This window comes from Croceibacter sp. (assembly GCF_002716225.1).
GTDB classification, from domain to species: domain Bacteria; phylum Bacteroidota; class Bacteroidia; order Flavobacteriales; family Flavobacteriaceae; genus Croceibacter; species Croceibacter atlanticus.
Genome location: NZ_PAZX01000009.1, coordinates 15,147 through 41,527, shown reverse-complemented (window position 1 = coordinate 41,527; position 26,381 = coordinate 15,147). Strand labels below are relative to the sequence as shown.

General features: G+C 33.1%; 24 protein-coding genes. 13 read left to right on the top strand and 11 right to left on the bottom strand.

Annotation, left to right across the window (positions count from 1 at the left end):
- Positions 1–45: 45 nt before the first annotated feature.
- The 4 genes from CL818_RS06830 (at position 46) to CL818_RS06815 (ending at position 3,811) form a co-directional block, all read left to right on the top strand.
- A complete protein-coding gene (locus CL818_RS06830; RefSeq protein WP_272973175.1) occupies positions 46–642 on the top strand; it encodes a hypothetical protein in 597 nt (198 codons plus the stop codon).
- A gap of 268 nt (positions 643–910) precedes the next feature.
- Positions 911–2,362: a serine hydrolase domain-containing protein gene (locus CL818_RS06825; RefSeq protein WP_272973176.1), complete on the top strand. Its 1,452-nt coding sequence runs from the start codon at positions 911–913 to the stop codon at positions 2,360–2,362.
- 346 nt (positions 2,363–2,708) lie between these two features.
- A complete protein-coding gene (locus tag CL818_RS06820) occupies positions 2,709–2,879 on the top strand; it encodes a hypothetical protein (protein WP_272973177.1) in 171 nt (56 codons plus the stop codon).
- Positions 2,876–3,811, top strand: coding sequence for an FAD-dependent oxidoreductase (locus tag CL818_RS06815; protein ID WP_272973178.1), 936 nt, complete (start codon positions 2,876–2,878; stop codon positions 3,809–3,811). Before CL818_RS06820 ends, CL818_RS06815 begins: the two co-directional genes overlap by 4 nt.
- On the opposite strand, the gene CL818_RS06810 is transcribed toward CL818_RS06815, so the two are convergent.
- Positions 3,797–4,897 (bottom strand): chorismate-binding protein, encoded by a 1,101-nt coding sequence (locus CL818_RS06810; protein WP_272973179.1) that lies wholly within the window; start codon positions 4,895–4,897, stop codon positions 3,797–3,799. The genes CL818_RS06815 and CL818_RS06810 overlap by 15 nt on opposite strands.
- Entirely contained in the window at positions 4,897–5,319 is a 423-nt protein-coding gene (locus CL818_RS06805; RefSeq protein ID WP_272973180.1) for a PaaI family thioesterase, read from the bottom strand. The genes CL818_RS06810 and CL818_RS06805 overlap by 1 nt, the downstream gene beginning before the upstream one ends.
- Before the next feature lie 38 nt (positions 5,320–5,357).
- On the opposite strand from CL818_RS06805, the gene CL818_RS06800 reads away from it, so the two are divergent.
- Positions 5,358–6,023, top strand: coding sequence for an alpha/beta hydrolase (locus CL818_RS06800; RefSeq protein WP_272973181.1), 666 nt, complete (start codon positions 5,358–5,360; stop codon positions 6,021–6,023).
- A 63-nt stretch (positions 6,024–6,086) separates the two neighbouring features.
- Here the strand turns inward: CL818_RS06800 and lon are convergent, their stop codons facing one another.
- Positions 6,087–8,537: an endopeptidase La gene (gene lon / locus CL818_RS06795; protein WP_286972448.1), complete on the bottom strand. Its 2,451-nt coding sequence runs from the start codon at positions 8,535–8,537 to the stop codon at positions 6,087–6,089.
- Positions 8,538–8,909: 372 nt separating this feature from the next.
- Here lon and clpB point away from each other — a divergent pair, with 372 nt between their 5' ends.
- Positions 8,910–11,516, top strand: coding sequence for an ATP-dependent chaperone ClpB (clpB, locus tag CL818_RS06790; protein WP_286972446.1), 2,607 nt, complete (start codon positions 8,910–8,912; stop codon positions 11,514–11,516).
- Between the two features lie 71 nt (positions 11,517–11,587).
- Here clpB and CL818_RS06785 read toward each other — a convergent pair whose 3' ends face one another.
- The 6 genes from CL818_RS06785 to CL818_RS06760 form a co-directional block, all read right to left on the bottom strand.
- Positions 11,588–11,710 (bottom strand): hypothetical protein, encoded by a 123-nt coding sequence (locus CL818_RS06785; RefSeq protein WP_013187720.1) that lies wholly within the window; start codon positions 11,708–11,710, stop codon positions 11,588–11,590.
- A gap of 36 nt (positions 11,711–11,746) precedes the next feature.
- The gene (locus CL818_RS06780) at positions 11,747–13,738 is read right to left on the bottom strand and encodes a protein-disulfide reductase DsbD family protein (RefSeq protein WP_286972442.1); all 1,992 of its coding nucleotides are present in this window, start codon (positions 13,736–13,738) and stop codon (positions 11,747–11,749) included.
- Positions 13,726–14,061: a tRNA lysidine(34) synthetase TilS gene (tilS, locus tag CL818_RS06775; RefSeq protein WP_286972440.1), complete on the bottom strand. Its 336-nt coding sequence runs from the start codon at positions 14,059–14,061 to the stop codon at positions 13,726–13,728. Before tilS (CL818_RS06775) ends, CL818_RS06780 begins: the two co-directional genes overlap by 13 nt.
- Positions 14,062–14,071: 10 nt before the next feature.
- The gene (tilS, locus tag CL818_RS06770; RefSeq protein ID WP_502692221.1) at positions 14,072–15,037 is read right to left on the bottom strand and encodes a tRNA lysidine(34) synthetase TilS; all 966 of its coding nucleotides are present in this window, start codon (positions 15,035–15,037) and stop codon (positions 14,072–14,074) included.
- 29 nt (positions 15,038–15,066) lie between these two features.
- Positions 15,067–16,359, bottom strand: a complete 1,293-nt coding sequence (locus CL818_RS06765; protein ID WP_286972438.1) for an anthranilate synthase component I family protein — start codon at positions 16,357–16,359, stop codon at positions 15,067–15,069.
- Between the two features lie 3 nt (positions 16,360–16,362).
- Positions 16,363–16,905, bottom strand: coding sequence for an NADPH-dependent FMN reductase (locus CL818_RS06760; protein ID WP_286972436.1), 543 nt, complete (start codon positions 16,903–16,905; stop codon positions 16,363–16,365).
- 189 nt (positions 16,906–17,094) lie between these two features.
- Between CL818_RS06760 and CL818_RS13575 the strand changes: the two genes are divergently transcribed.
- Both CL818_RS13575 and CL818_RS06755 read left to right on the top strand, forming a co-directional pair.
- Positions 17,095–18,486 carry a phage tail-like protein gene (locus tag CL818_RS13575; protein WP_502692220.1) on the top strand — a complete coding sequence of 464 codons (1,392 nt, stop codon included), beginning with the start codon at positions 17,095–17,097 and terminating at the stop codon, positions 18,484–18,486.
- Between the two features lie 39 nt (positions 18,487–18,525).
- Positions 18,526–19,863: a DEAD/DEAH box helicase gene (locus CL818_RS06755; protein ID WP_286972434.1), complete on the top strand. Its 1,338-nt coding sequence runs from the start codon at positions 18,526–18,528 to the stop codon at positions 19,861–19,863.
- Between the two features lie 67 nt (positions 19,864–19,930).
- Here the strand turns inward: CL818_RS06755 and ychF are convergent, their stop codons facing one another.
- Complete coding sequence (gene ychF, locus CL818_RS06750; RefSeq protein WP_286972432.1) at positions 19,931–21,025, bottom strand: redox-regulated ATPase YchF; 1,095 nt, start codon at positions 21,023–21,025, stop codon at positions 19,931–19,933.
- Positions 21,026–21,292: 267 nt separating this feature from the next.
- Between ychF and CL818_RS06745 the strand changes: the two genes are divergently transcribed.
- From CL818_RS06745 to CL818_RS06725, 5 genes are all read left to right on the top strand, one after another.
- Positions 21,293–21,811: a hypothetical protein gene (locus CL818_RS06745; RefSeq protein WP_013187712.1), complete on the top strand. Its 519-nt coding sequence runs from the start codon at positions 21,293–21,295 to the stop codon at positions 21,809–21,811.
- A 112-nt stretch (positions 21,812–21,923) separates the two neighbouring features.
- Positions 21,924–23,321, top strand: a complete 1,398-nt coding sequence (gene fumC / locus CL818_RS06740) for a class II fumarate hydratase (RefSeq protein ID WP_272973190.1) — start codon at positions 21,924–21,926, stop codon at positions 23,319–23,321.
- A gap of 270 nt (positions 23,322–23,591) precedes the next feature.
- Positions 23,592–24,284, top strand: a complete 693-nt coding sequence (locus CL818_RS06735) for a fumarate hydratase (protein ID WP_272973191.1) — start codon at positions 23,592–23,594, stop codon at positions 24,282–24,284.
- A 1-nt stretch (position 24,285) separates the two neighbouring features.
- Positions 24,286–25,002, top strand: coding sequence for a DUF3307 domain-containing protein (locus tag CL818_RS06730; protein ID WP_286972428.1), 717 nt, complete (start codon positions 24,286–24,288; stop codon positions 25,000–25,002).
- A 44-nt stretch (positions 25,003–25,046) separates the two neighbouring features.
- The gene (locus tag CL818_RS06725) at positions 25,047–25,583 is read left to right on the top strand and encodes a hypothetical protein (protein ID WP_272973193.1); all 537 of its coding nucleotides are present in this window, start codon (positions 25,047–25,049) and stop codon (positions 25,581–25,583) included.
- A 184-nt stretch (positions 25,584–25,767) separates the two neighbouring features.
- On the opposite strand, the gene CL818_RS06720 is transcribed toward CL818_RS06725, so the two are convergent.
- The gene (locus CL818_RS06720) at positions 25,768–26,349 is read right to left on the bottom strand and encodes a MiaE family protein (protein WP_013187707.1); all 582 of its coding nucleotides are present in this window, start codon (positions 26,347–26,349) and stop codon (positions 25,768–25,770) included.
- Positions 26,350–26,381 lie beyond the last annotated feature (32 nt).

The window sequence follows — 26,381 nt, the reverse complement described above, 5'->3', positions numbered from 1 at the left end:
TCTGCCCTACTGTTCTTATACACAACCGTTAAATAATTTTTCTGAATGAAGATTTTAACTATATTATTTATTATTACTTTCACTACTTGTTTTGGGCAAACCTATAAGTTCGATAAATTAGTCAAGAGTGAGATTACCACAAAAAATTTTCTGGATAGAGAAGATACTTATCTATTCAATACTAAAGATTACTCATATTCAATGAAAATATTTAGTGAAAATGATTCTTTAAAATCTTGGATAATTGACACTAAAAGAAATCAAGTACATTACTTTAATATTGATAAAAAAGACTCATTAAATTATTTAAAAACTGAAACATTTAAATCACAGCTTCCCAAGTATGAATATACTTTTACTGATATTAAAATAGAAAGAGGAAATAAAAAAATTGCTTTGACAATTTTAAATGAAGAAAAAAGAAAAATCGCCAAATACAAAATGACGATAAGAGAAACTGATGAAAACTTCTTCCCTTTCTTTCAATTAACTGGCGCAGTTGAACCTTTTCATCTAATGAATATTGAAGTACCCTTAAATTTTATTGTTTTAAAATCTAAAGGGCTAAATATCAGTCGAAATCAATTAATATATAAACTAAAATCTACAGAAAATATAAATGTTCTAATTGCAATACCTTAAGGTTCTGAATTTCTAATATTATAAATATTTATAAACGATTCATAGCTATGAACGTTAATAACAATCTAAAAAAAAACTACACTTTCCAGAAATCCTATAAAATCTAGATTTTTTTTCAATGAAACTATGAAGATTAAAGACTTAAATTGCTAAAGCGACTTTTATTATTTGATCAAAAAAAATGATTAAGACGATCACACATTCAGCTTTAAACTGCAACACTTCAACTTGAAGTTACGTCTTTAGGAAAACTATTAACCAATTCATTATGAAGTTTCTATATCTCCTAATATTCGTTTGTCCTCTATTTCTTTCTTGTAAACATAAAACCGAAAATAAGTCTCAAGACCCAGAACCAACATATAGTGACCTAGAAAGCGGCCTTTTGCCTGCTGTAATTGTTGGCGATTCTATTCTCCAAAACCATACTATTAGTGAAGCTATGGAAACGTATAATGTTCCTGGCGTGAGCTTAGCTTTGTTTAAAGATGGGGACATTGTATGGACTAGTCAATATGGTACTAAAGCTAAAGACTCTGCACAGCCTATAACTAGTACAACTAAGTTTCAAGCAGCCTCAATTAGTAAGGCAATTACGGCATTAGGCGTTTTAAAATTAGTAGAGACGTATAACTTAGATCTGGATACAGATATTAATACCTATTTAAAATCTTGGAAGGCTGAGAGTGAATTTGACGAATCTAAAAAAGTTACCATAAGACAACTTTTAAACCATACATCTGGCGCCACTGTGCAAGGTTTTCACGGTTATAGTAACGTTGGTACTACGCCAAGCTTGTTAGATATTGTAAATGGTAAAGCAAACTCTGCAAAAGTAGAAATTAGTACAGTTCCTGGAACGCAATTTAGTTATTCTGGTGGTGGTTACGCTATCTTACAATTGCTGGTACAAGATGTTACTGGTAAAGATTTTGAATCCTATTTTCAAGATGTGGTTTTTAGTCCACTTAAGATGACGCACAGTACTTTTAATCAATTTCCTAAAGACAATATCGCATTAGGTCATGATGATTCTGGTAAAATGCATCCTGAAGGGCATTTAATTTTTCCAGAACTCTCGGCAGCTGGATTGTGGACAACTCCAACCGATTTGGCTAAGTTTAGTATTGCCATTGCAAACAGTTATAAAGGCAAACCTAATTCGTTTATTTCTCAAGATTTAGCAACGCAAATGTTAACGGTCACTAAAGTTTGGGGATTAGGTGTTGGCGTTCGTGGTGAAGGCGATACTGCATTCTTTTTTCACGCAGGCGGCAATCCTGGTTCTTATAAATCTATACTAATAAATCATTACAATAAAAATACGGGCATAGCAGTAATGACAAATGCAAAACAAGGAAACACTTTAAATGATGATATACTCCGATCGTTTTCAGCGTTGTTTGAAAACAGCGTTTTCGAGCCGACTTACATAACTCCTTATGAGCTTAGTGAAAAGGAGACAAATGCAATAATAGGTAAATATCAACTAGAAGAAGAGGATAACTATTTTCTAGATGTATACAGTACAGACACAAACAGAATTGTCTTGCATGATTTAAATGATGGTATGAAAGTTACTTTTGTGCCAGTCTCAAAAACTGAATTTATAGATGTTGATAACGGCGGAAAATCTTCATTTACTATAGATTCTATCACAAATAAAGTTGTTAAGATGAACTATGGTGAAGGATATGTCTTTAAAAAAGTAGATGAATAAACATTCAAAAAGAATTTAAAATAAGTACTAGTTTACTTTTTTAATTTCATAATTCTTAAGCTGAAGTGTTTCATTGAAAAAAGAGTATCCTTCTACCCTATCATTAATTACTTATCCTTTTAATCTTCACGAATTGAATTTTAATTTTTAGCTTTATAGATGGTTTGTTAATCAAGCAGCTATATTCTAAAGATTGTAATAGTTGTTTACTATTAATTATAGAAACAATATGAAATTTAAACTTTTACTACTTGCAATAGTTTTCGCCAATTCAGTTTTTGAGTAAATTAGTCTAATTGAAAAACTAATAAATAGCATCTTAGAATTCATTCAATACGCAGACCTTTTGCTTTTTAATTTAGATGATATTAAAGATAATGCCACATATACAAAAGGATTTCAGAAATATTCTGGAATGGATTATGTGATTATTAATGGTAAGATTCTTATTGAACATGGTGAGTTACAAGATAATTTGTTTCCTGGAAAAGCTATAAAAAGTCAACTCAACTTATGAAATCTGCAACAGTTATCGGAAGTGGTATTATTGGATTGACAACAGCTCTTAAATTACAAGAAGCTGGCTATGCAGTTACAATTGTTGCAAAGGAAAAATTTTCTGAAACCCTTTCGTCTAAAGTTGGTGCAATATGGTTTCCTTTTCAAATTGAACCATTACATAAAGCACACCAATGGGCAGCACTCTCCTATTCTGAATATAAAAAGGATCAAACTAATAAAAACGGCGTGTCTTTTATACCATTTACAACAGTTTACAATGCGCAATCTAATACCAATTGGATATCTGTATTGCCTAGCGGAAGTGTGAGAATTGCGAAAAGCGATGAGCTATTAAATGAAATGACACAAGCTCATATTAGTACAGTACCATTAGTTGAACCATTACACTACTTACCTTACCTTTTTAATCGTTTTAAGTCGAATAATGGCACATTTATAAAACAACAGATTTATACGTTAGAAGAAGCTTCAAACTTAAATAATCTTGTTATTAACTGTAGTGGTTTAGGTGCAAAAGAGTTATGTAACGATAACGACCTTAAGCCAATGCGTGGTCAAATATTAAGATGTGCTCCTATAAATTTACCGTCTTATGCAGACTCGACCACTAAAGGTGCGTTAACCTATCTTATTAATAGAACTAACGATTGTATTATTGGTGGTACAGATTACGAAAACGATTGGAATCTAAAAGTAGACCCAACAGATACTAAATTAATTTTAAATAGATTTTCTAAGTTTAACTCAACTAAAAATCAACCTGAGATCTTAGAGGAAGTTGTAGGTTTACGACCAAAAAGGCCATCTGTAAGGTTTGAGTTGGATAAAACTTACCAAAACATCTTCCACAATTACGGGCACGGTGGCGCAGGATTTACAGTTGCTTGGGGATGCGCTACTGAGCTTGTTAAATTACAATGCTCTTAGCATTGTCTCACTTTTTCGTACAGTTTCAATAAATTCTAATTCTGGATTGCTCTCTGCAGTAATTCCGCCACCAACATAAATTGTCACTGTATCATATAGCATTGAGAGGCATCTTAAATTCACAAAAAGTTTGGTAGATAATCGTTGCTTTCTATACGCTAAATTTTCTGTGTTACTCTTATTAATATCTCCGCTATTTATTTCTCCTAAAAATCCAGTGTAAAACGACCTATCGTAAGATTCCTTTTCAGTAATATAAGAATATGCTAAGTCTTTAGGATAACCACAAACTGCAGGTGTTGGATGTAAGCTGGACAATATTGCACTCAGCTTTGTATTAGGTTTTAAGAAGCCCTCTAAATTAGTTTTTAAATGTAAGATGTTACCAGCTTTTACTGTTTCTACCTCAGAAATGGTTATTGATCTTGCAAATGGTGAAAGCGCTTTCTTAATAGTAGTAGTTACTATTTCCTGTTCATCTATTTCCTTTGTTCCCCAATCTTCTAAGAGCTTATCATCAGTTTTAGTACCTGCTAAAGCAACTGTTTTAAAATGCAGTCCATTTAACTGGAAAAGGGTTTCTGGAGTAGCACCAAGCCACAAGCCTACTTTAGGGTGATACCAGATATATGTAAAAGCAGAAGGATATAACTGAAGTAATTCTTCAAATAATACTAAAGCAGACTTCTCAGTTGAGCACCTAATTGGTCTGGATAACACAACTTTACTTAAGTCTGTTTGCTTTATTGTTTCAACAGCATCACTTACTAATTTTATATGTGCTCCTTTTGCTTGATCATCTTCTAAAGTCCTAACATCAGACGCTTTGCTAAACGATTGTGAAAATGAAAATGGAGTTTCTAAAACCTCGCAGTGTTCAGTCTTAAATAAAATAGTGGTATCCTCAAGGTTAAAAGGTGCAAAGACAAAACCATCTTCAGAAAAATCTACTGTTGGCAGTAATGTATCATTAAGCTGAAAGTAACTTTTTATTGTAGAACTATCTGGAAGATTAAAAAGTGTGAACGGTAATTTATTGTTCAACTGCTTATTTGCTTTTTCTATGAGAGATTTAAACTGTGTCATTAATTTTTAGGCAGAGCTATTGTGGTAAGTTTAACTACTGATATTAAATTATCCTCAACATCTTTAATCTTGATATCCCAAAGCTGTGTTGTGCGCCCTTTATGTACTACTGTAGCATAAGCAAAGACCTCACCTTCTCGAATACTTTTTACATGATTTGCCGAAATCTCGATACCTCTTATATAATACTTCTCTGCATCTAGAAATAACATACTTGCTGCACTACCAACACTCTCTGCTAAGGCAACCATTGCACCACCGTGAAGAACGCCATCTGGTTGATGAACCTTAGAAGTAACTGGCATTTTAGCTACCAATACATCATCTCCTACATCAATAAACTCAATGTCTAGAGTTTCCATCATAGTATTCTTGCAAATTTCTTTACATCTACTTAATACCTCTTCTTTAGAATATTTCATTTCGTTTGGTTTACTTTGTAAAGATACAATCTATAGCTATGAATTCTAAGGAAAAGCAAATCAAGTATGAGAGTAGCAACTCCTATTCTACCCTAAATAAACTAACAGAAGACACTAAACATATCTGGTTAGTTTTTCACGGTATGGGTTACTTAAGCAGATATTTTATAAGAGAGTTTGAAGAATTTGATGCTAAGGACCATTATTTTATAGCTCCACAAGCTCCAAGTAAATACTATCAAAGTAAAGATTTTAGAAGAGTTGGCGCTTCTTGGCTAACTAAGGAAAATACTGTAGTAGAAACTGAAAACGTGCTTACGTATATTAATGCTATTTATAAAGCTGAAATAAAACCTATTTTAGAAAAACACAGTCATGTAAAATTTCATGTGTTAGGGTTTTCTCAAGGCGTTTCCATAGCAAGTAGATTTGTAGCTAAATACAACATATCATGTGATAATCTTGTTTTACATTCTGGAGGTATTCCAAAAGAATTAGAACCCTTAGACTTTAAAACATTTAAAGGCAAAGCTTGGCTTCTTTACGGTAACGAAGATGAATGGTTAACAGATGAAAAATTAGAATATGAAAAAGGAAGAGCTTTAATTCTATTTAGTGAACGGCTTACAACCTTGGAGTTTCAAGGAGCACACAAGCTAAACACAGAAGCTTTAAATAAAATTATTTTTAATACCACAGCATAAAAAAAAGCCACATTATCTATGTAATAAGATAATGTGGCTTTAATCAGTTTAATAGATTAAATGCTATAATTTCTTAGCGTTTTTTACTTTTTGCTTAGTAAGAGCAACGTCTAATACTTGAGACATATCTGTCACATAATGAAACGTCAAGCCTTTTAAGTACTCTTCTTTTATTTCTTTTATATCTCTACGATTGTCTTCACATAAAACAATTTCCTTGATCCTTGCGCGTTTTGCAGCTAAGATCTTTTCTTTAATACCGCCAACTGGCAATACTTTTCCTCTAAGAGTTATTTCACCAGTCATAGCCACACTCTTTTTAACTTTACGTTGCGTAAACAGAGAGACTAAAGACGTTAACATTGTTATACCCGCACTTGGGCCATCTTTAGGTGTTGCTCCTTCTGGCACGTGAATATGAACGTTATATTTTTCGAAAATAGTTGGTATAATACCAAATTCTTCAGCGTGTGCTTTAATGTACTCCATAGCTATGGTTGCACTNTCTTTCATAACCTTACCAAGNTTACCAGTAATGTTTAAGTTACCTTTTCCTTTAGAAAGTATAGACTCTATAAAGAGAATATCGCCACCTACTCTAGTCCAAGCTAAACCTGTAACAACTCCTGCAACATCATTATTCTCATATTTATCACGCTCTAATTTAGGAGAACCTAAGACTTCAACTACATCATCATTTGTGATTTTTACGCTATAGTCTTCTTCCATAGCGATATTCTTGGCAGCGTATCTTACCATTTTGGCAATTTGCTTTTCAAGACTTCTTACACCACTTTCGCGAGTATAACCTTCAACTATTTTTTCAAGTTGTGGCTTTGCTATCTTAAGGTGATCTTTGGTAAGACCGTGTTCTTCTAACTGCTTAGGTAATAAATGCTTTTTACCTATTTCAACCTTTTCTTCAATAGTATAACCCGTAACATTTATAATTTCCATACGGTCACGTAAAGCTGGTTGTATGGTATTTAAACTGTTACAGGTTGCAATAAACATAACCTTAGAAAGGTCAAATCCCATTTCTAAGAAGTTGTCATGAAACTCATTATTTTGTTCTGGATCTAAAACCTCTAGCAATGCAGAAGAAGGATCGCCTTGGTTTCCTGTTCCTATTTTATCTATTTCATCTAANACAAATACAGGGTTACTAGTTCCTNCNTTTTTAAGACTCTGTATAATCCTACCTGGCATTGCACCAATGTANGTTTTTCTGTGNCCTCTTATTTCAGCTTCATCTCTTAAACCNCCTAATGAAATTCTTACATATTCTCTACCTAAAGCTTCGGCTACACTCTTTCCTAAAGATGTTTTACCAACGCCTGGAGGACCATATAAACATAAGATTGGCGATTTCATATCGTTACGCAGTTTTAAAACCGCTAGATATTCAATAATTCGTTTTTTAACATCTTCTAAACCGTAGTGATCACGGTCTAGAATNTTCATTGCACGCTTTAAGTCGAATTTGTCTTTGCTAAACTCATTCCANGGTAAGTCCAANAATAAATCTAAATAATTACGTTGTATAGAATACTCAGAAACCTGAGGATTCATACGTTGTAATTTAGAAATCTCCTTTTTAAAGTGNTTAGCTACATCTTCTCCCCAAGATTTTTTCTTGGCNCGTTGTTTCATTTCCTCTACTTCATCCTCATGAGAAACGCCACCTAACTCTTCCTGAATAGTTTTCATTTGTTGGTGTAGGAAATACTCGCGCTGTTGTTGGCTCATATCGCTCTGCACCTTACTTTGTATGTCATTTTTAAGTTCGAGCTTTTGCTGCTCAACATTCATAAACTTTAATGTTGCTAAAGCACGCTCTTTTAAATCATTTGTAGCTAGCAATTTTTGCTTGTCTGCAACAGAAAGATTCATGTTAGACGACACAAAGTTTATTAAAAACGAAGGGCTTTCAATATTAGAAATAGCAAACGAAGCTTCACTAGGGATATTTGGACTTTGCTTTATAATCTTAAGTGCTAATTCTTTAATAGAATCTACAATAGCAGAAAACTCTTCATTTTCCTTTTCAGGTCTAGCTTCTGGAACTTCCTTAATAGTTGCTTGTAAATAAGGATCTTCAGTTATAACCTTATCTATCTCAAAACGCTTTTTACCTTGTATAATTACAGTAGTATTACCATCTGGCATTTTTAAAACCCTAAGNATTCTGGCAACTACACCAAGTGTATTAATGTCTTTTCCAGTTGGGTTCTCTACCTCTTCACTTTTTTGAGATACAACACCAACTACCTTGCTACCATTATTAGCATCTTGTATTAGCTTGATAGATTTATCGCGTCCTGCAGTAATAGGAATTACTACACCAGGAAATAACACCGTATTTCTAAGCGGTAAAATTGGTAAGGTNTCAGGTAATTTTTCTTTATTAATTTCTTCTTCATCTTCAGGCGTCATTAATGGAATTAACTCGGCATCTTGTTCTAAATCCTGCAATGACAAACTGTCAATATCTGTAAACTTTGTTCTGCTCATAGTATATGTTTCGCCATAATGTCACAAAATTGTGCACGTAGCGTTTAATTTTTGACTCATTAATTTGAAAAGTCATGCTTTTCAAGTAGTTATACTTAATAAGTCAATTGCTATGCCATTTGTAANTTTTCAAGTTTTCATCTCAGCAAACCATANTTTTANAAACAACAAAAATTTTATTGGTTCATACATGAAATGAAATTGNATTACTGTGAATTGTTTAAGAAACCCTGATGCATTTTCATTAAATTTATAACCTATACNATTTCNANAATATGNCATTTTGTCGTGTAAATATTNAATATTTATGCCATTTTAGCAGTGTATTTAAATGGTATACCAATTGCTTATCTAGCTATAAAACTTAAGAAGATGAATTTTAATAATTATACTATAAAATCACAGGAGGCCATACAGCAAGCGCAACAGCTTGCTCAGGAAATGGGCCATCAACAAATAGAAAATGAACACATTTTTAAAGCTATAGCTACTGTAGATGAAAATGTGACTCCATTTTTATTGAAAAAACTAAATATTAATGTACCACTATTCACTCAAATTTTAGATAAAGAAATCGAAAGTTTCCCTAAAGTAAGTGGTGGCGATATTATGTTATCTAGAGAAGCAGGAAAGGCTGTAAACGAAGCCTCTAGTATCGCAAAAAAAATGAATGATGAGTATGTTTCAATAGAACATCTCATATTAGCCATTTTTAAATCTAACAGTAAAATTGCACAAATATTAAAAGATCAAGGTGCTACAGAAAAAGGATTAAAATTAGCTATTGAGGAATTGAGGCAAGGCGACAGAGTAACTTCGCAAAGTGCAGAAGACACTTATAACTCTTTAAGCAAATACGCTATTAATCTTAATGAACGTGCAGAGACTGGAAAATTAGATCCGGTTATAGGACGCGATGAAGAGATTAGACGAGTGCTGCAAATACTTTCTAGAAGAACTAAAAACAATCCTATGTTGGTTGGTGAACCTGGTGTTGGTAAAACAGCCATTGCAGAAGGTTTAGCTCATAGGATTATTGCTGGTGATATTCCAGATAACCTTAAAGACAAACAAATTTTCTCTTTAGATATGGGCGCATTAATTGCGGGTGCCAAATTTAAAGGAGAATTTGAGGAACGCTTAAAGGCTGTTGTTAAAGAAGTAACCTCAAGTGACGGAAATATTGTCTTGTTTATAGATGAAATTCACACGCTAGTTGGTGCCGGTGGCGGTCAAGGCGCAATGGATGCGGCAAACATTTTAAAGCCAGCATTAGCAAGAGGAGAACTAAGAGCAATTGGTGCAACAACTTTAGACGAGTATCAAAAGTATTTTGAGAAAGACAAAGCTTTAGAACGTCGTTTTCAAAAGGTAATTGTAGATGAACCAGATACNGAAAGTGCAATTTCAATACTNAGAGGTATTAAGGAAAAGTACGAGACACACCATAANGTAAGAATTATGGATGAAGCCATTATAGCTGCTGTGGAATTATCTGAACGCTACATTACTAGTAGATTCTTACCAGATAAAGCTATTGATTTAATGGATGAAGCTGCATCTAAACTAAGGATGGAGATTAACTCTAAACCTGAAGAGNTAGATGTTTTGGATCGTAAAGTTATGCAGCTGGAAATTGAGATTGAAGCTATTAAGCGTGAAAAAGATGAAGTTAAGTTAAAATCNTTACGNTCAGATTTAGCNAACCTTAAGGAAGAACGTAATGAATTACATGCGCAGTGGAAAAATGAAAAGGATGTTGTAGACAANATACAACAGGCCAAACAAGATATTGAGCAGTTTAAGCTTGAAGCTGAACGCGCTGANCGAGAAGGCGATTACGGTAAAGTTGCAGAGATACGTTATGGTAAAATTAAAGAAGCTCAAGAACGCTTAGANAAACTGCAGCAAAATGTTGAAGATCAAAAATCAGGAAAGTCTCTCATACAAGAGGAAGTNACAAGNGAAGANATTGCAGAAGTTGTTGCTAAATGGACAGGTGTTCCGGTAACCAAAATGTTACAAAGTGACCGTGAAAAGCTGTTGCGTTTAGAAGATNAATTACACAAACGTGTGGTAGGACAACAAGAAGCTATAGTTGCTGTAAGCGACGCTGTAAGACGTAGCCGNGCAGGTTTACAAGANCAGAAAAAGCCAATAGGAAGTTTNTTATTCTTAGGTACNACTGGTGTTGGTAAAACTGAGCTTGCTAAAGCTCTAGCCGAATACCTTTTTGATGATGAAAGCGCGATGACACGTATAGATATGAGTGAGTACCAAGAACGTCACGCAGTAAGTAGACTTGTTGGTGCGCCTCCAGGATATGTGGGTTATGACGAAGGTGGACAGCTTACNGAAGCTGTNAGACGTAAGCCNTACTCTGTTGTCCTGTTAGATGAAATTGAAAAAGCGCACCCAGATACTTTTAATATCTTATTACAGGTTTTAGATGAAGGTAGGCTTACAGATAATAAAGGTCGAATTGCAGACTTTAAAAACACCATTATCATTATGACAAGTAATATGGGNAGTGGTATTATTGAAGAGAAGTTTAATGCGGTTAAAGATATTCCTACTGCTATTGAAGCTGCAAGAACTGAAGTTTTAGGTTTACTTAAACAAACCGTAAGNCCAGAGTTTATTAACCGTATAGANGATATCGTAATGTTTACGCCTTTAAATCNGGATAACATTAAAGAGATTGTAAGCTTGCAGTTGCGACAGGTTACAAAAATGCTAGGTAAACAGAATATTACGCTAGATGCTACAGAAGAAGCAATAAGCCTTTTAGCAAAACAAGGATTTGATCCTCAATTTGGTGCAAGACCAGTTAAGCGTACAATTCAAAAAGAGGTGCTNAANGAGTTGTCTAAACAAATCTTATCTGGAAAGGTAACTACAGATAGTATTATTCTTATAGATGCGTTTGATGATGAACTNGTATTTAGAAACCAAAGTGATCTGGTTGAAGATCTATAAGATTGTATCAATTAAATTTAAAAAGCCTTTCAGAGAAATTCTGAAAGGCTTTTTTTTATATCTAAGACCAATTACTTTTTCTTTTGCTCACGGTCTTTTTGTTCTTGCTTATCTTGATGATCTAAGTTCTTACGCTTTTCATCCATATCACGTTGTTTGTCGTGATCTTTATTAGGGTTCTTTTTATCAGTCATAAACACTTCTTTTTTAACTATTAAGCTTCAACTAAATTATTTAGAATTCTCATTAAAGGTTTTAAGTCCTTCTGCCAACCAAGCTTCAAATTCNGTCCCATTTGGTGTATATCCTACTGGTTTATTAAGTAAATTTAAATCACCATCTAACAACACATAGTAAGGTTGTGAGTTGTTTTTGAAGTTAAGTGTTTGAAAGGTAGCCCATTTATTTCCGATAGTTTTAATTGTCTTTAAGCTTCCATTTGGTTTAATGTATTTAAACTGCTCTGAAGCTTCCAATTCTTTATCATCATCAACATATAANGAAATTAAGATATAATCATTTTTAATATGATCATATACTTGAGGAATACTCCAAACTTGCTCTTCCATCTTTCGACAGTTTACACAAGCCCAACCTGTAAAATCTAACAATATTGGTTTGTTAGTAATGCGTGCCTGAGCAAGNCCTTCTTCAAAATCTTTAAAAGCTTCTAAACCTAAAGGACCTTCTGTTTCTTTATCATAAATACTATAAAACAATGGTGGTGGAAAACCACTTAACAGTTTAAGATTAGCATATGCCGTATTGGTTAATCCAGGCAATAAGTACATTGCAAAAAGCAATGTTAATATTCCTAATCCTATTCTTGTTTTATGAGGCCTTTTCTTAGGACCATCGTGAGGAAAGCGAATAATACCAAATAAATACAATGCTAAACCAATAGCAACTATTATCCAGATTCCTATAAATATTTCTCGTTTTAAGATACCCCAATGTTGTACAAGATCTGCGTTAGACAAGAATTTAAATGCCAATGCCACCTCAATAAAACCTAANACGACTTTTACGGTATTAAGCCATCCACCACTTTTAGGTAATGAGTTTAGCCAATTTGGGAATAATGCAAAAAGCGCAAACGGTAATGCTAAAGCTAAACCAAAGCCGCCCATTCCAAATGTAAGTTGCATTGCTCCACCATCACTTGTTAAAGAACCGCCTAAGAGAGATCCTAATATTGGTCCTGTACAAGAAAACGATACTATAGCTAAGGTTAAGGCCATAAAGAAAATACCTATGATACCACCAACACTATTAGCCTTATCNTCCATTTTTGCACTCCAAGACTGCGGCAGTGTTAATTCAAAATACCCAAAGAATGATAGTGCAAACACTATAAATATGATAAAGAATATAACGTTGAGCGTTACATTGGTTGAAATATTNTTGAGTATCTCTGGATCTAATGAATCTAATAANTGAAATGGTATACTTAGCAATAAGTAGATGACAAAAATAAATAAGCCATAAAGTATTGCNTTAGTTAAACCTTGTTTTCTATTTTTTGCNCCTTTTGTGAAGAATGATACGGTTAATGGTATCATTGGAAATACACAAGGTGTTAACAATGCTATTAAACCGCCTATAAAGCCTAAAAAGAAAATGGTAAGGTTGCTACTTTCTTCTGTGTCTTCTGCTTCATAGTTTTCAAATCCTTTTACATCTATATCTAATGCTTCAGACTTGGCGATATCTTCTGGAGAAACGTTGCCTATTGGTGTATTAGCTTTACTGCCATCTAAGGTTATAACAAAAGGCACAGATTGTGGCGCAAGGCAACGCTCGTCATCACAAACCATAAAAAACACCTCAGCCTCAACAGCAATAGGTGANTTGATGAATTTAATATCTTGAGTAAATGTCACCTCATCTTCAAAATATTTAATATCCATTTCGAAGACTGGATCATATAACTCTTTTCCTTCAGGTTCTTTAGTTGAACCTAGAACTTCAAAGTTTCCGTCTGCATTGGGAAAACTAAATTCAGTAGGGATTGGTCCGCCAGCTTCTACCTCGTTTTGTGAATACAAATGCCAACCTTCATCTATGATAGCTTTTATACTTACNTCATAANTATCTCCTTTTTTAGAAATAGAGGTNCTCCACTCTACAGGTTCAAAAATTTCTGTGTTTCCAAATTGTGCCTGAGTAGACACAGATACTAAGAAAAATAAAAATAGAAGGCCGTTCTTTAAAAATGCCATACAATTTGAGTTATTTGTTTTGTTAGTTTTGTTATTCTGAAGCGGTGATCTATACGGTGACCAATCACCCAAACAATNCGATTGTTACTAGTTAATACGTAGGAATTTTCCTTTTGTGGCAAAGATAACTTTTCGTCTTTAAAGAAGTCGCTAAGCTTCTTTTTTCCTTTCATACCAAATGGCTGAAAATTATCTCCTGCTTGCCAACGCCTAATGGTTAACGGATATTGCAACGCATCTGCATCAACATAGGCAATATGTTTTTTAAGTTTAGCTAAGGCTTCAACCTTATTAAACTCTAAAGNACCTAATGGAAATGACACCGTTTTAGCTTCANCTTCNACGGTAACAGTTATCTGAATGTAATNCTTCNTTCACAGAAAGCAATAACGCATTTTGGTGTTTAATTAACCTATGTGTTTCAGAAAANATTTGCTTGCCAGACTGTGCGTCTTTAAGTGCATATACACTACTCCAATCTTTAAATTTAAATGCTTTTAAAAGTTGGTATAGAATTGNATCGTGGTTTTCAAAATCATTAAGCTTAGTCAAAGAAATAGAAAAACCTTTATCTGTATGTGTTACCAGAGTTTTNAATAACACATTGGTATAATCTTCTATTAGTTTTGAGGACTGCTGTAAATGATGTTGTGTGCGCTTAAAATTGTCTAGAAATACAGNNTTTAAATCTTCAAGTTTTGGAATTATATGATGTCTTATTGAGTTTCTCAAGTATTTATCTGATGCATTGCTAGCATCTTCTCTCCAAATAATTTTTTCAGCTAAAGCATAGGTATGTATTTCTTCTCTTGAAAACGGTAGTAAGGGTCTAATTATAGTGTTGTTTACCTTTGGTATTCCAGAAAGACCGTCTAAACCAGTNCCTCTTGTAAGNTTNATAATAAATGTTTCTACATCATCATTTAAATGATGCGCTGTTAAAACATAATTATAATCAAATTCTTTAATTACTTCGTCAAACCAATGGTAACGTAGTTCTCTTGCAGCAATTTGAATNGATACCTTATTATCCGCAGCGTATGATTCTGTATNAAAATGCTCTACNTGACAAGTAATTTGCAATCTGTCTGCCTCTTNCTTAACCAATAGTGTATCNGCATCNCTTTCTTTACCTCGCAAATTAAAATTACAGTGTGCGATAGCTATATTTANACCTGAAGCTTTACAGAGATGTAATAACACCATACTATCTAAACCACCGCTTACAGCCAAAAGTAATTTATTGGAGTTAAGTTTGGGAAACGTAGTATTTATATGAGATTTAAAGGCTTGTAACACGTTTGAAAATTAAAGTGCAAAAATACAATTTATGCGTTGTTTAGTAAGGCTTCTCGCATAGCTTTTGCTTTTATAAGACATTCTTCATATTCTTTTTCTGGTATTGAGTTGGCAGTAATGGCACCACCAACAGAATAAGAAATGTAAGCTTTTTCTGCATTGTACAGTATACTTCTAATGACTACATTAAAATCAAAATCACCGTTAGGAGTTATGTAACCTATAGCACCACTGTATAAACCACGTTTAGCGTCTTCATACTCTTCAATAATTTTCATGGCACTTACCTTTGGTGCTCCTGTCATACTTCCCATNGGAAATGTACTTTGTAAAACATCAATTGGAGATAAACTGTCACTTACTTGAGATGTAACTGTAGAAATTAGTTGATGTACCTGCTCAAACGTATAGACTTTGCAAAGTTCTTGTACTGTCACAGATCCTTTACTTGCAGTTTTAGATAGATCATTCCTAACCAAATCTACAATCATAATATTTTCAGAACGTTCTTTAGGATCGTTTTCTAATGCTTTTTTTAGAGCATTATCCTTATTCTTATCCTTAGACCGTTTAGAAGTTCCTTTTATTGGCTGACTTACAACTNTAGTTTTTGATTTTTTTAAATATCGCTCTGGAGACGCACATAANGCATAATTATTAAACAACCTTACAAAGCTTGCAAATGGCGGTTTTGAAATAGCNTTTAAACGTTTATAGGTTGCTAATGGTGTTATATNTCCAGACGTGTAAAACTCTTGNCAAAAATTAGCTTCATAAATATCTCCTCTATGAATATGCTCTAAAATGTTATTTAGCTTTTTAAAGTAATCATCTTTTGAGGTTCTTAATTTAATTTTTAATGTGTTAGATGATACTTCCTCAAATAGCTGAAGCGTATTAATAGTATTAAAATCTTCATCTATCTCATCATCTACCATTGCTAGATAGTGTGCTTCTAAAATNTTATCCTTTAACAACCATAATTTTTTAGGTTGAAAAAAATAAAGATCCGGAAAATTTAAGCCATCAAAATTATTAGAGGTAAGAAGCTCTGTGTCATTTTTTAANTCATAAGATAAATAGCCAAAGAGCCAATCTTTAGTAGTAGATTGATATGTNTTAAGGTCTTCGAAAGCATTTTGTGCATCTGTTTTTAATACCGTAAAACCATCTACAGCTAAAATAGCATCATATTCTGAGTATGCTTGAGTATGCAGATTAGAGTCTAACCAAACAACCTCATTAAANTCTTGAGACCATTGAAGAAGTTGTTGTTTAAAATGAGAAGTGTTCTTAAGAGTAAAGGTTTTATTTACACGCAAGGATCATAAATTAATGTGATGCTCAAAGGTACTCAACATATCATTAAGTCCCATCTCAAGGACATCATTTGTAATTTTATTTTCCTCNANTGAGAAGTTATCTTGAAAAGATGGGAAGCTAAAGCTCTCAACAATTTCTGCNCCAAACCTAGGAAGTACCAATTTACAAAACTCCAAAGCAGACTTTGCTCCTCTTGCGCCTGGTGATGTNCTCATTAATAACACCTTTTTACCTTCCAGAAAATTACGATCTAGTCTAGATAGCCAATCTAAATGATTTTTAAAAAAAGCAGANATACTTCCGTTATGCTCATTAACTGAAATAATAAGAGCATCATGATCTTTTATTATATTACGTAATACTTGTAAATCTGCNGAGAAACTACGCTCATTCTCTAAGTCCAGACTATACATAGGTAATTCATAATCTAATAATGAGATAATTTTAACCTCGTGATCTATAATTTTATTAGCTACATAATTTACTAATATGGTATTAATAGAATGACGGCTATTTGAGCCTGCAAAGCAAAGAATCTTTTTCATTATATAAAGAAATGGCATTTTTAATTGGTAAGCAAAATAAATGAAATTGAATTATGTAATAACANTAAACTAAATGAGCTATCTGAAAATCTTAANAAAATCTTAATTTTTAACACTATATTAACATCTTATCNGTATCTTTAAATCNTAATTAATCAGCTTACTATCAACCAAATACCAAGTTGCTTTATGATTAAAAATTATATTTATATTGTTTTGTTATGCTTTATAGCAGACAATAGCTTTAGTCAAGTAGGAATTGGTAATATAAANCCTCAAAGTATATTAGATATTTCAGCATCTAGTACGGCTAACCCAACTGAAACAGATGGTTTACTAATACCGAGACTTGAGAAGTTTCCTGATGTAAATCCAGGTATTTCGCAAGATGGTATGATCGTCTTTTTATCACAGACAGATGGTAATGATACTAAAGGTTTCTATTTTTGGGATAATGATATTCCAGACTGGATTCCTTTTGGTGGTGAGTGGTTAGATGGAGAGAATGCATTAGGNCAACAATTAATTTATGCTAAACAAGCAGATGCTAATGGTACTCGAATGGTGTTTACAGATGATGGTCGTATAGGAATAGGCACGGATACACCAGTTGAACGATTTGAATTTAAAGGTCCTGGCGATAATGATTTTCAAATTACAAGCGCAAATACTAATCCGCCAAATCTAATATTTTATAATACTGGCGGTAGTTTAGATGCACCAAATACCTTAGCTGCAAATGGTGAGATTGGTTCTGTAATCTTTAAAACTCATGATGGTGACCAAATTACAGAAGTAGGTGGTTTTAGACTGTATTTAGATGGTACTGCATCAGACAATAGCACACCTTCAAGATTTGTGGTTAATACAACACCTATTGGAAGCGTTTCTCAACAAGTAAGAATGTCTATTAGAGAAGATGGAGATTTAGGTCTCAACAAGTTAGAACCAGATGCTATTTTAGATGTTAACCCAGTAAATGCAAATACTCCAAAAGAAACAGATGGTATTCTTATACCTCGTTTAAATGCACTACCTAATACAAATCCTGGTGCTGCNCAGCATAGTATGCTCATTTATCTTACNCAAGAGGATAATAATTATAGTGAAGGTTTCCTGTATTGGGATAATAACGCCTCTTCATGGAAACAGTTGCTTACTGAGAATACTACACAAATAATGTTGAGAACNAATCCTACAACCATAGGNAATGTAAATACTGCATTTAATTTTAGTCAAGAATCTTTTAATAATATTACTGGTTCATCTTATAATACATCTAATAAAAGATTAACCTTACCACGAGGTGTATACGAAGTTGAATCTAATATTAGACCGAATAATCAAACATCTACTTTAAGTTATATAATGCGTTTAAACAACACNAATGAAGGCACTACTGCTGCATTAACGAGTCCAAACTCCAACACGTCTCAAGGTAGCATACCACAAATAGCTGTTTTTGAGATAACTGCTACAACTGGATATATAGATTTTAATGTTGTTGCAGACGGCAACAATAATTCANACTTCAATAATTTTGGNGATTCAAGTTACCTAAAGATTAAAAAGATAAACTAATTGCTTTATAGTACCTTTGCACCGTAAAATTATATAACTGTGTCCACTACTTTTAAAGACTTAAACCTATCTCCTTCTTTACAGAAAGCTTTAGATGAATTAGGTATCGTACATCCTACTCCAATACAGGAAGAATCATTTCCTGTAATCATGTCTGGTAGAGATGTTGTTGGTATTGCCCAAACAGGAACTGGTAAAACCTATGCTTATGCATTACCTGTCCTAAGACTACTACCCTATTCTAGACAAGTAAATCCTAGAGCTTTAATAATTGTTCCTACGCGTGAACTTGTTGTACAAGTAGTTTCAGAAATTGAAAAACTTTGTACGCTTAATGATATGCGTATTTTAGGTGTTTATGGTGGTACAAATATTAATACACAGAAAAAAGCTGTAGTTGAAGGNTGTGATGTTCTTGTAGCTACNCCAGGTAGATTGTATGACCTTGCTGTTAGCCACGTACTACAACTNAAAAACATACAGAAGCTTGTGATTGATGAGGTTGATGTTATGTTAGACCTCGGATTTAGATTTCAGCTNGTTAACATTTTAGATATACTTCCTAAAAAGCATCAAAACATATTGTTTTCTGCNACTATGACAGATGAAGTNTCTTCTATGATTACTGAATTCTTTAATAATCCTATAAAAATATCTGTTGCAAAAAGTGGAACACCATTAGTTAACATACAACAATANCGTTATAANGTTCCTAATTACTACACAAANCAAAATCTAATTATTCATCTTTTAGAAGATGTTGAAACATACGAAAAGACATTAATATTTGTTCCTAATAAACGTATTGCAGACCGTTTATTTGCTGTNGTNGACAAGACATTCCCAGATCAAGCTAGTGTTATTCACTCTAATAAGACTCAGAATTATAGACTTAATAGTATTGAAGCTTTTGAAACAGGTGANCATCGTATCATGATTGCTACAGATGTTATGGCACGTGGTTTAGATATAGATGATATCTCTCACGTTATTAATATGGATACACCAAGCTATCCAGAAAATTATCTGCATAGGATAGGTCGTACTGGTAGAGCTGAGAAAAAAGGTACTGCATTAGTTCTTACTTCAGAAAGTGAGGTAGAATGGCTTGAAACCATAGAGGAACTTATGGAAACTAAGGTTGACACTATAGAGATGCCTAATGATGTTGAAATTTCTAAAGAGCTTGCTCCAGAAGAACAACAAAAACCTGTAGAAATATATAATCCTCTAAAGAAGGAACCTTCAAAAGGTAAAGCATTTCACGAAAAAAAGGACAAAAACAGAAAGCGTAATGAAGGTGGTTCTTACAAACGTAAGATTGAGAAGAAATATAAAAAGCCAAAAACTCGAGGTCAAAANAGAAAAGGTAAATAAATACTTAAAACAAAAATCCCCAAGCTATAAAACTTGGGGATTTTTTTATAATTAAAAGTCTTCAGATTTATACATTAAACAAGAAGTGCATGACATCACCATCTTGTACNATATAGTTTTTACCNTCAACACCTAATTTACCTGCTTCTTTTACTTTGGCTTCACTACCATAACTTACAAAGTCTTCATACTTTATAACTTCAGCTCTAATAAAACCTTTCTCAAAATCTGTATGTATAACACCTGCNGCTTGTGGTGCAGATGCTCCAACTTTAACTGTCCAAGCTCTTACCTCTTTTTTACCAGCAGTAAAATACGTTTGTTGATTTAAGAGCTTATATGCTGCACGAATTAATTTTGCAGAACCTGGCTCATCTAAGCCTATATCTGCTAAAAACATTTCNCGTTCTTCAAAATCATCAAGCTCTGCNATATCTGCTTCAATACCTACNGCAAGAACTAACACTTCTGCATTTTCATCTTTAACNGCTTCNTTTACTTTGTCTACATAAGCATTTCCAGAGTTTGCTGAAGCCTCATCTACATTACAAACATACATTACTGGTTTGTCTGTAATAAACTGTAATGGCTTTACAAATTCCTCATAGTCCTCTTCAGAAAACTCTATAGCTCGAACAGAGATACCTTGCTCTAAATTAGATTTTATGGTATTTAAAATACTGTCTTCTTTTTGGGCNTCNTTATTACCTGTNCGTGCNGCTCTTTTAACTTTCTCAAGTTTCTTTTCTGCAGTTTCAAGATCTTTAAGTTGTAGCTCAATATCAATTGTTTCCTTATCTCTAATTGGATCTACACTACCATCTACGTGTACAACGTTACCATCATCAAAACAACGCAACACATGCAAAATAGCATCTGTCTCACGTATATTACCTAAAAACTGGTTTCCTAAGCCTTCACCTTTACTTGCGCCTTTTACAAGACCAGCAATATCTACAATATCTACAGTTGCAGGCATTACACGCTCAGGATTAACTAACTCCTCAAGTTTTCTTAGTCTAGGATCTGGAACATTTACCACTCCAATATTTGGTTCTATGGTACAAAACGGGAAATTAGCACTTTGTGCTTTTGCATTAGACAAACAATTAAATAATGTCGATTTTCCTACGTTTGGTAATCCTACAATTCCGGCTTTCATATGGTAGTCATTAAATTTAGGGCGCAAAGATAAGGTATTACTCTAAATTTTAAAGCGTACATTTTTATTAGATAGTTAACTGCATAAACACCCAAGTTTCAATCTAAAATTACCTAATTATAATTTTTGCAACTTACTGAAGTTCTTTAATTTAACTCGTTATATTTATGTTTTTTGAAATAAAGATTAGTAAAAGATTAGCACTCCATTAATTAAAATTAACACGGCAGCTAGTTACATTTACTCTATAATTTAAAATTTCACAAGATGAAAAAGATCCTTTTACTTTTAGCGCTTGGTGCATTTGCAACAGGTATAGCGCAAGAGAACGAAAATAAAACAGAAGAAACTACAACAGTAAAAACTAAAGTTAAAACCTCTTCTGGAGAAGAAGTTAAGACTAAAAAAATGACCACTACTGCTAAGCAAAAAATTGCAGTTGCTGGTGATGGTACCAATCAACGTGCTGTTAAGTTACCAATGGATGTAGAAACGAACGCAGATTACTTTTATGATAGTAAGCCAATTCGTTTTGAAGAAGCTTCTGTAGGTTATGTAGTTTTTGAAATGAATGACGGAAAGAAAGTTAACATTGGTCGTATTTACCCAACAAAAATTGAAGGTACTTATAAATTAAAAATAGGTGATACAGTATCTTACGGTACTTTTGATGCTGACAATGCATTTCAGAAATCTGATGCCAATGCTATACAGCAAGCAAAAAGAAAATTAAAAATGGAAAAAGAAAAGCAAATGATGGATGATAGTAATGATGACAATAAGTAATCTCACTATCTCATAATACATTTAAGACTCCTATAATTTTTTAATTATGGGAGTTATTTTTTGCAATAGCTTTTCAATCACAATACTTACATTTGCACAACAAATTTTTATTATGGCTTTTAGAATAGAAAAAGATACAATGGGTGAGGTTAAAGTGCCGGCAGACAAGCTTTGGGGCGCACAAACCGAACGTTCGAGAAATAATTTTAAAATAGGTAAACCAGCTTCTATGCCTTTAGAGGTAATTTATGGTTTTGCATACCTAAAAAAAGCTGCTGCTTACACCAATTGTGAGCTTGGCGTACTTCCTGTAGATAAAAGAGATCTTATTGCACAAGTGTGTGATGAGATTTTAGAAGGAAAGCACGACGACCAATTTCCATTAGTTATATGGCAAACTGGTAGTGGTACTCAAAGTAACATGAATGTTAATGAAGTTGTTGCAAACAGAGCACACCAACTAGCAGGTAAAACTATTGGTGAAGGTGAGAAAACACTTTTACCAAATGATGATGTAAATAAAAGTCAATCTTCAAACGATACCTTTCCAACAGGAATGCACATTGCTGCATATAAGAAGGTTGTAGAAGTTACTATTCCTGGTATAAAACAACTAAGAGATACGCTAAAACGTAAATCTGAAGAATTTAAGAATGTTGTAAAGATAGGCCGCACGCATTTTATGGATGCTACGCCTTTAACTTTAGGGCAAGAATTTGGAGGTTACGTTTCTCAATTAGATCACGGTCTTAAAGCGTTACACAATACACTTCCACATTTAGCTGAACTAGCTTTAGGAGGAACAGCTGTTGGTACAGGATTAAATACCCCAAAAGGTTACTCTACTCGCGTTGCAGAATATATAGCTTCTTTTACAAAACTTCCTTTTGTTTCTGCAGAGAATAAGTTTGAGGCACTTGCTGCTCACGATGCTTTAGTTGAAACTCACGGTGCATTAAAACAATTGGCCGTTTCTTTAAATAAAATAGGAAATGATATAAGAATGTTAGCTTCTGGACCACGTAGTGGTATTGGTGAGCTTAATATTCCTGCAAATGAGCCAGGTTCTTCAATCATGCCAGGAAAAGTAAATCCTACACAATGCGAAGCTTTAACTATGGTTTGTGCGCAAGTTATAGGTAATGATATGGCTATTGCTGTTGGTGGTATGCAAGGACAATTTGAACTTAATGTTTTTAAACCTGTAATGGCATCTAATTTATTAGAAAGTGCTCAATTATTAGGAGATGCATCTGTTTCTTTTGAAGATCACTGTGCAAGCGGTATAGAGCCAAACCAAGCACGTATAGATGAATTGCTTAAAAACTCATTAATGCTTGTTACAGCTTTAAATACTAAAATTGGTTATTATAAAGCTGCAGAAATAGCAAATACTGCTCATAAAAACGGAACAACCTTGAAGGAGGAAGCCGTTAATTTAGGATATGTAACCGCAGAAGAATTTGATGAATGGATTAAGCCAGAAGATATGGTAGGCTCTAAAAAGTAATTTTTTTTATAGAAAATTCAGAACATTTAGATTCTCTTAAAAGCAATCTAACATTAAACGCCTCTTTATGAGGCGTTTTGATATTTATAGTAATTAATTTATTACAAATCCCAAGTACTTTAACCTGTATATCTAGTACTAAAATGATTGAAGGTACTTACATACTATTTTTATTGGTTTTAAAACACTTAAATATGACTTATAGGCTTAAATACCAATAAATGTATTTTATTGGTTTATGTACCGATATATTTAATATATTTGTAAGTGATGATAAAAACAATTGTAATTTCTGGAGATATTATATCCTCTACAAGTTTAACTGTAGATGATCGAAAGTTGTTAGAACAGCAGCTTAAAATTCTTATTGATCAACTTGAAACTAAATATAACACGTATTCAAGAATTATAAAAGGTGATTATTTAGAGTGTGTAGTGTCTAAACCACAAGATGCTTTAAAAGTAGCTTTACTTATTAAATGCTTTGTAAAAGCAATTTCTATTAGTAATGATGCAAGTTATAAAAACAACCATCGTATAAAGTTTTTTAAATCACACGGTATTCGTTTAGCCTTAGGTTATGGGGAATTAGAAAGATTTGACAAAACTGCTGGTGTTATAGATGGTGATGCCATTTATCGTTCTGGTCGAATGATTAGTGAAAATTCAACACACGGTAAACAGAGAATTGTTATAAAGAATACGTTATTTTTTAGTAGTGATGATACAATGCTAAACGAGCAAATGGATGCTTTGCTTAGCCTATTAGATACAATTATAGGTAACGCTACAGCTAGACAATGTGAGGTTGTTTACCATAAAATATTAGGCTTATCTGAAGATGAAATCTCAACGCGCTTAGATATAGGGCAACCTACAGTAAATCAACACTCAACAAGTATAGGTTGGAATAGTATTGAAACCACCTTAAATTATTTTAGTACATTGTTCTCAAATTTATAGCATGGACATCAGCCTATTTTTAATCTTGCAATTAATAGCACACCTTCTTACAGACTTCGTATTTCAAAATAACAGACTTGCTACAGATAAAAATACAAAAGGATTTAAAAGCAGTTTTTTAATCTGGCACGGTTTAATCGCCATACTCCTATCTTGGTTGTTGTCTTTTCAACTTAACTTTATATTAGGCGCCTTACTAATAGGAATTTCCCACTATATAATCGATGGTTGCAAACCTTTTTTAAATAACCATAAGAGTTTGGGCAGGTATGCATTTTATATAGATCAATTTCTACATATAATATTTTTTATTGCTGTCTCGCTTTTCTTCTTTTCGCTAACAGACTTTAATCCCGTAATAAATGTGATAGCTGCAAAACAATATATAGTACTAACTGCAGGATTTTTATTCATATTAAAACCAACAAATATCTTTATTAAGGAAATGCTCTCAACTTTTGAAATTGAAAGCACACCACAGTCTCAAGAATTAGAAAAAGCAGGACGTCTTATTGGAATCTTAGAACGTATTTTAGTGGTGATATTTGTTCTAATTGGGCAATTTGGAGCAATAGGTTTTCTTATCGCTGCAAAATCTATCTTACGTTACAAGGATACAGATTTACTAAAAACAGAATATGTGCTTATTGGCACTATGCTTAGTTTTGGAATAGCAGTATTAGTAGGATTACTAATACAGTTTATTCTTACATTATAAACTGAAAACTATTTGAATGTCAATACTTGATGTTGTGCAACATTATGAAAATAAGAAAAACAATCATATTTTTTTTAACAATTGTAACATTTAGTTGCCAAACGGAATTAGAAAAAAACAAACACGCATTTCAAAATACTCTTGGAGAAAATAAAATAAATGCGATTAATTCTTTGGTAACTGATTTTGAAAATAATCTGAAAAAGAATTATCCTAAACTATCTATTGATAAAGCGTACGAACAATATCTAACTGAAATAATATCTGACTCAACAACTGACTTTGAAAAGTTTAAATTTCAAACACCAAATACTAAATCTGAATTGACTAAAAGCGGATTATGGAATGAAATGTATTTGAAAGACAATAATAATGGATTATTGATAAATGAGACTGGTCAATATATGCGTGGACTGAATTACGTTGCGAAATCTGATAAGTTTGTTAAAAAATATTACGAAAAAAGACAAACTGCTGGAATGATGTCAAACGAACTCGTTGTAAACGGAATTTTGAATTCAAATCCTGATTTTAATAATTATTTTCATAAAAGGATTGTAGTTTTGGAGTTTACGTTCTGAAAAAAACGTTGCATAACACCGAATATAATTTATTGCTAGTTCTAGCCTACTTATGAAAATCCACGCGGATTTTCTATTCGGTTTTTATTTGCTAAATTTAGTGCTTAAACCACGCAACAAACCATATACAAACACGTTAGGAAGAATTATTAAAATGTAAGCAGAACTGAATCAGAAAAAAATACTAACCATGTATGGTTTCATTCTTCCCATAACTTTTAATTAGCTCACCTTCAAACTCTACAAGTTCTTTCCAACGCTTTTCAACATCTATACCTTCACCATATTGTCTTGCAAAGCCTAAGAAGGTTGTGTAGTGACCAGCTTCACTAATCATTAACTCTCTATAAAATTTAGATAATTCTTTATCCTTAATACGTTCAGAAAGTAGTTTAAAACGCTCGCAGCTTCTAGCTTCAATCATAGCAGAAAACAAAAGTCTATCTACCATTGCTTGCTGTCTGCTTCCACCCTTTTGAGTAAACTTAAAAAGTTGATTAACGTAATGGTCTTTACGTTCTCTACCTAAAGTATAACCACGTTCTTTTATGATATTATGCACCATCTCAAAGTGCTCTAATTCTTCTTGTGCCAGTTTTATAAGCTCTGTCACCAACTCTTCATGTTCACTGTTTAAAGTAATTATTGTAATAGCATTGGTAGCTGCCTTTTGTTCGCACCAAGCGTGGTCTGTAAGTATTTCTTCTAAATTACTTTCTACAATTGTTACCCAACGTGGGTCTGTTTCTAATTTAAGATGTAACATGTTGTTTTAGATATTTAGAATTTAATTTTAAG

Excerpts from the sequence above, each read along its gene's own strand:
- CL818_RS06830 (WP_272973175.1), top strand. The coding sequence starts at position 46 with ATGAAGATTTTAACTATATTATTTATTATTACTTTCACTACTTGTTTT.
- CL818_RS06825 (WP_272973176.1), top strand. The coding sequence starts at position 911 with ATGAAGTTTCTATATCTCCTAATATTCGTTTGTCCTCTATTTCTTTCT.
- CL818_RS06815 (WP_272973178.1), top strand. The coding sequence starts at position 2,876 with ATGAAATCTGCAACAGTTATCGGAAGTGGTATTATTGGATTGACAACA.
- CL818_RS06810 (WP_272973179.1), bottom strand. The coding sequence starts at position 4,897 with ATGACACAGTTTAAATCTCTCATAGAAAAAGCAAATAAGCAGTTGAAC.
- CL818_RS06805 (WP_272973180.1), bottom strand. The coding sequence starts at position 5,319 with ATGAAATATTCTAAAGAAGAGGTATTAAGTAGATGTAAAGAAATTTGC.
- CL818_RS06800 (WP_272973181.1), top strand. The coding sequence starts at position 5,358 with ATGAATTCTAAGGAAAAGCAAATCAAGTATGAGAGTAGCAACTCCTAT.
- CL818_RS06785 (WP_013187720.1), bottom strand. The coding sequence starts at position 11,710 with ATGACTGATAAAAAGAACCCTAATAAAGATCACGACAAACAACGTGAT.
- CL818_RS06745 (WP_013187712.1), top strand. The coding sequence starts at position 21,293 with ATGAAAAAGATCCTTTTACTTTTAGCGCTTGGTGCATTTGCAACAGGT.
- fumC (WP_272973190.1), top strand. The coding sequence starts at position 21,924 with ATGGCTTTTAGAATAGAAAAAGATACAATGGGTGAGGTTAAAGTGCCG.
- CL818_RS06735 (WP_272973191.1), top strand. The coding sequence starts at position 23,592 with ATGATAAAAACAATTGTAATTTCTGGAGATATTATATCCTCTACAAGT.
- CL818_RS06730 (WP_286972428.1), top strand. The coding sequence starts at position 24,286 with ATGGACATCAGCCTATTTTTAATCTTGCAATTAATAGCACACCTTCTT.
- CL818_RS06725 (WP_272973193.1), top strand. The coding sequence starts at position 25,047 with ATGAAAATAAGAAAAACAATCATATTTTTTTTAACAATTGTAACATTT.
- CL818_RS06720 (WP_013187707.1), bottom strand. The coding sequence starts at position 26,349 with ATGTTACATCTTAAATTAGAAACAGACCCACGTTGGGTAACAATTGTA.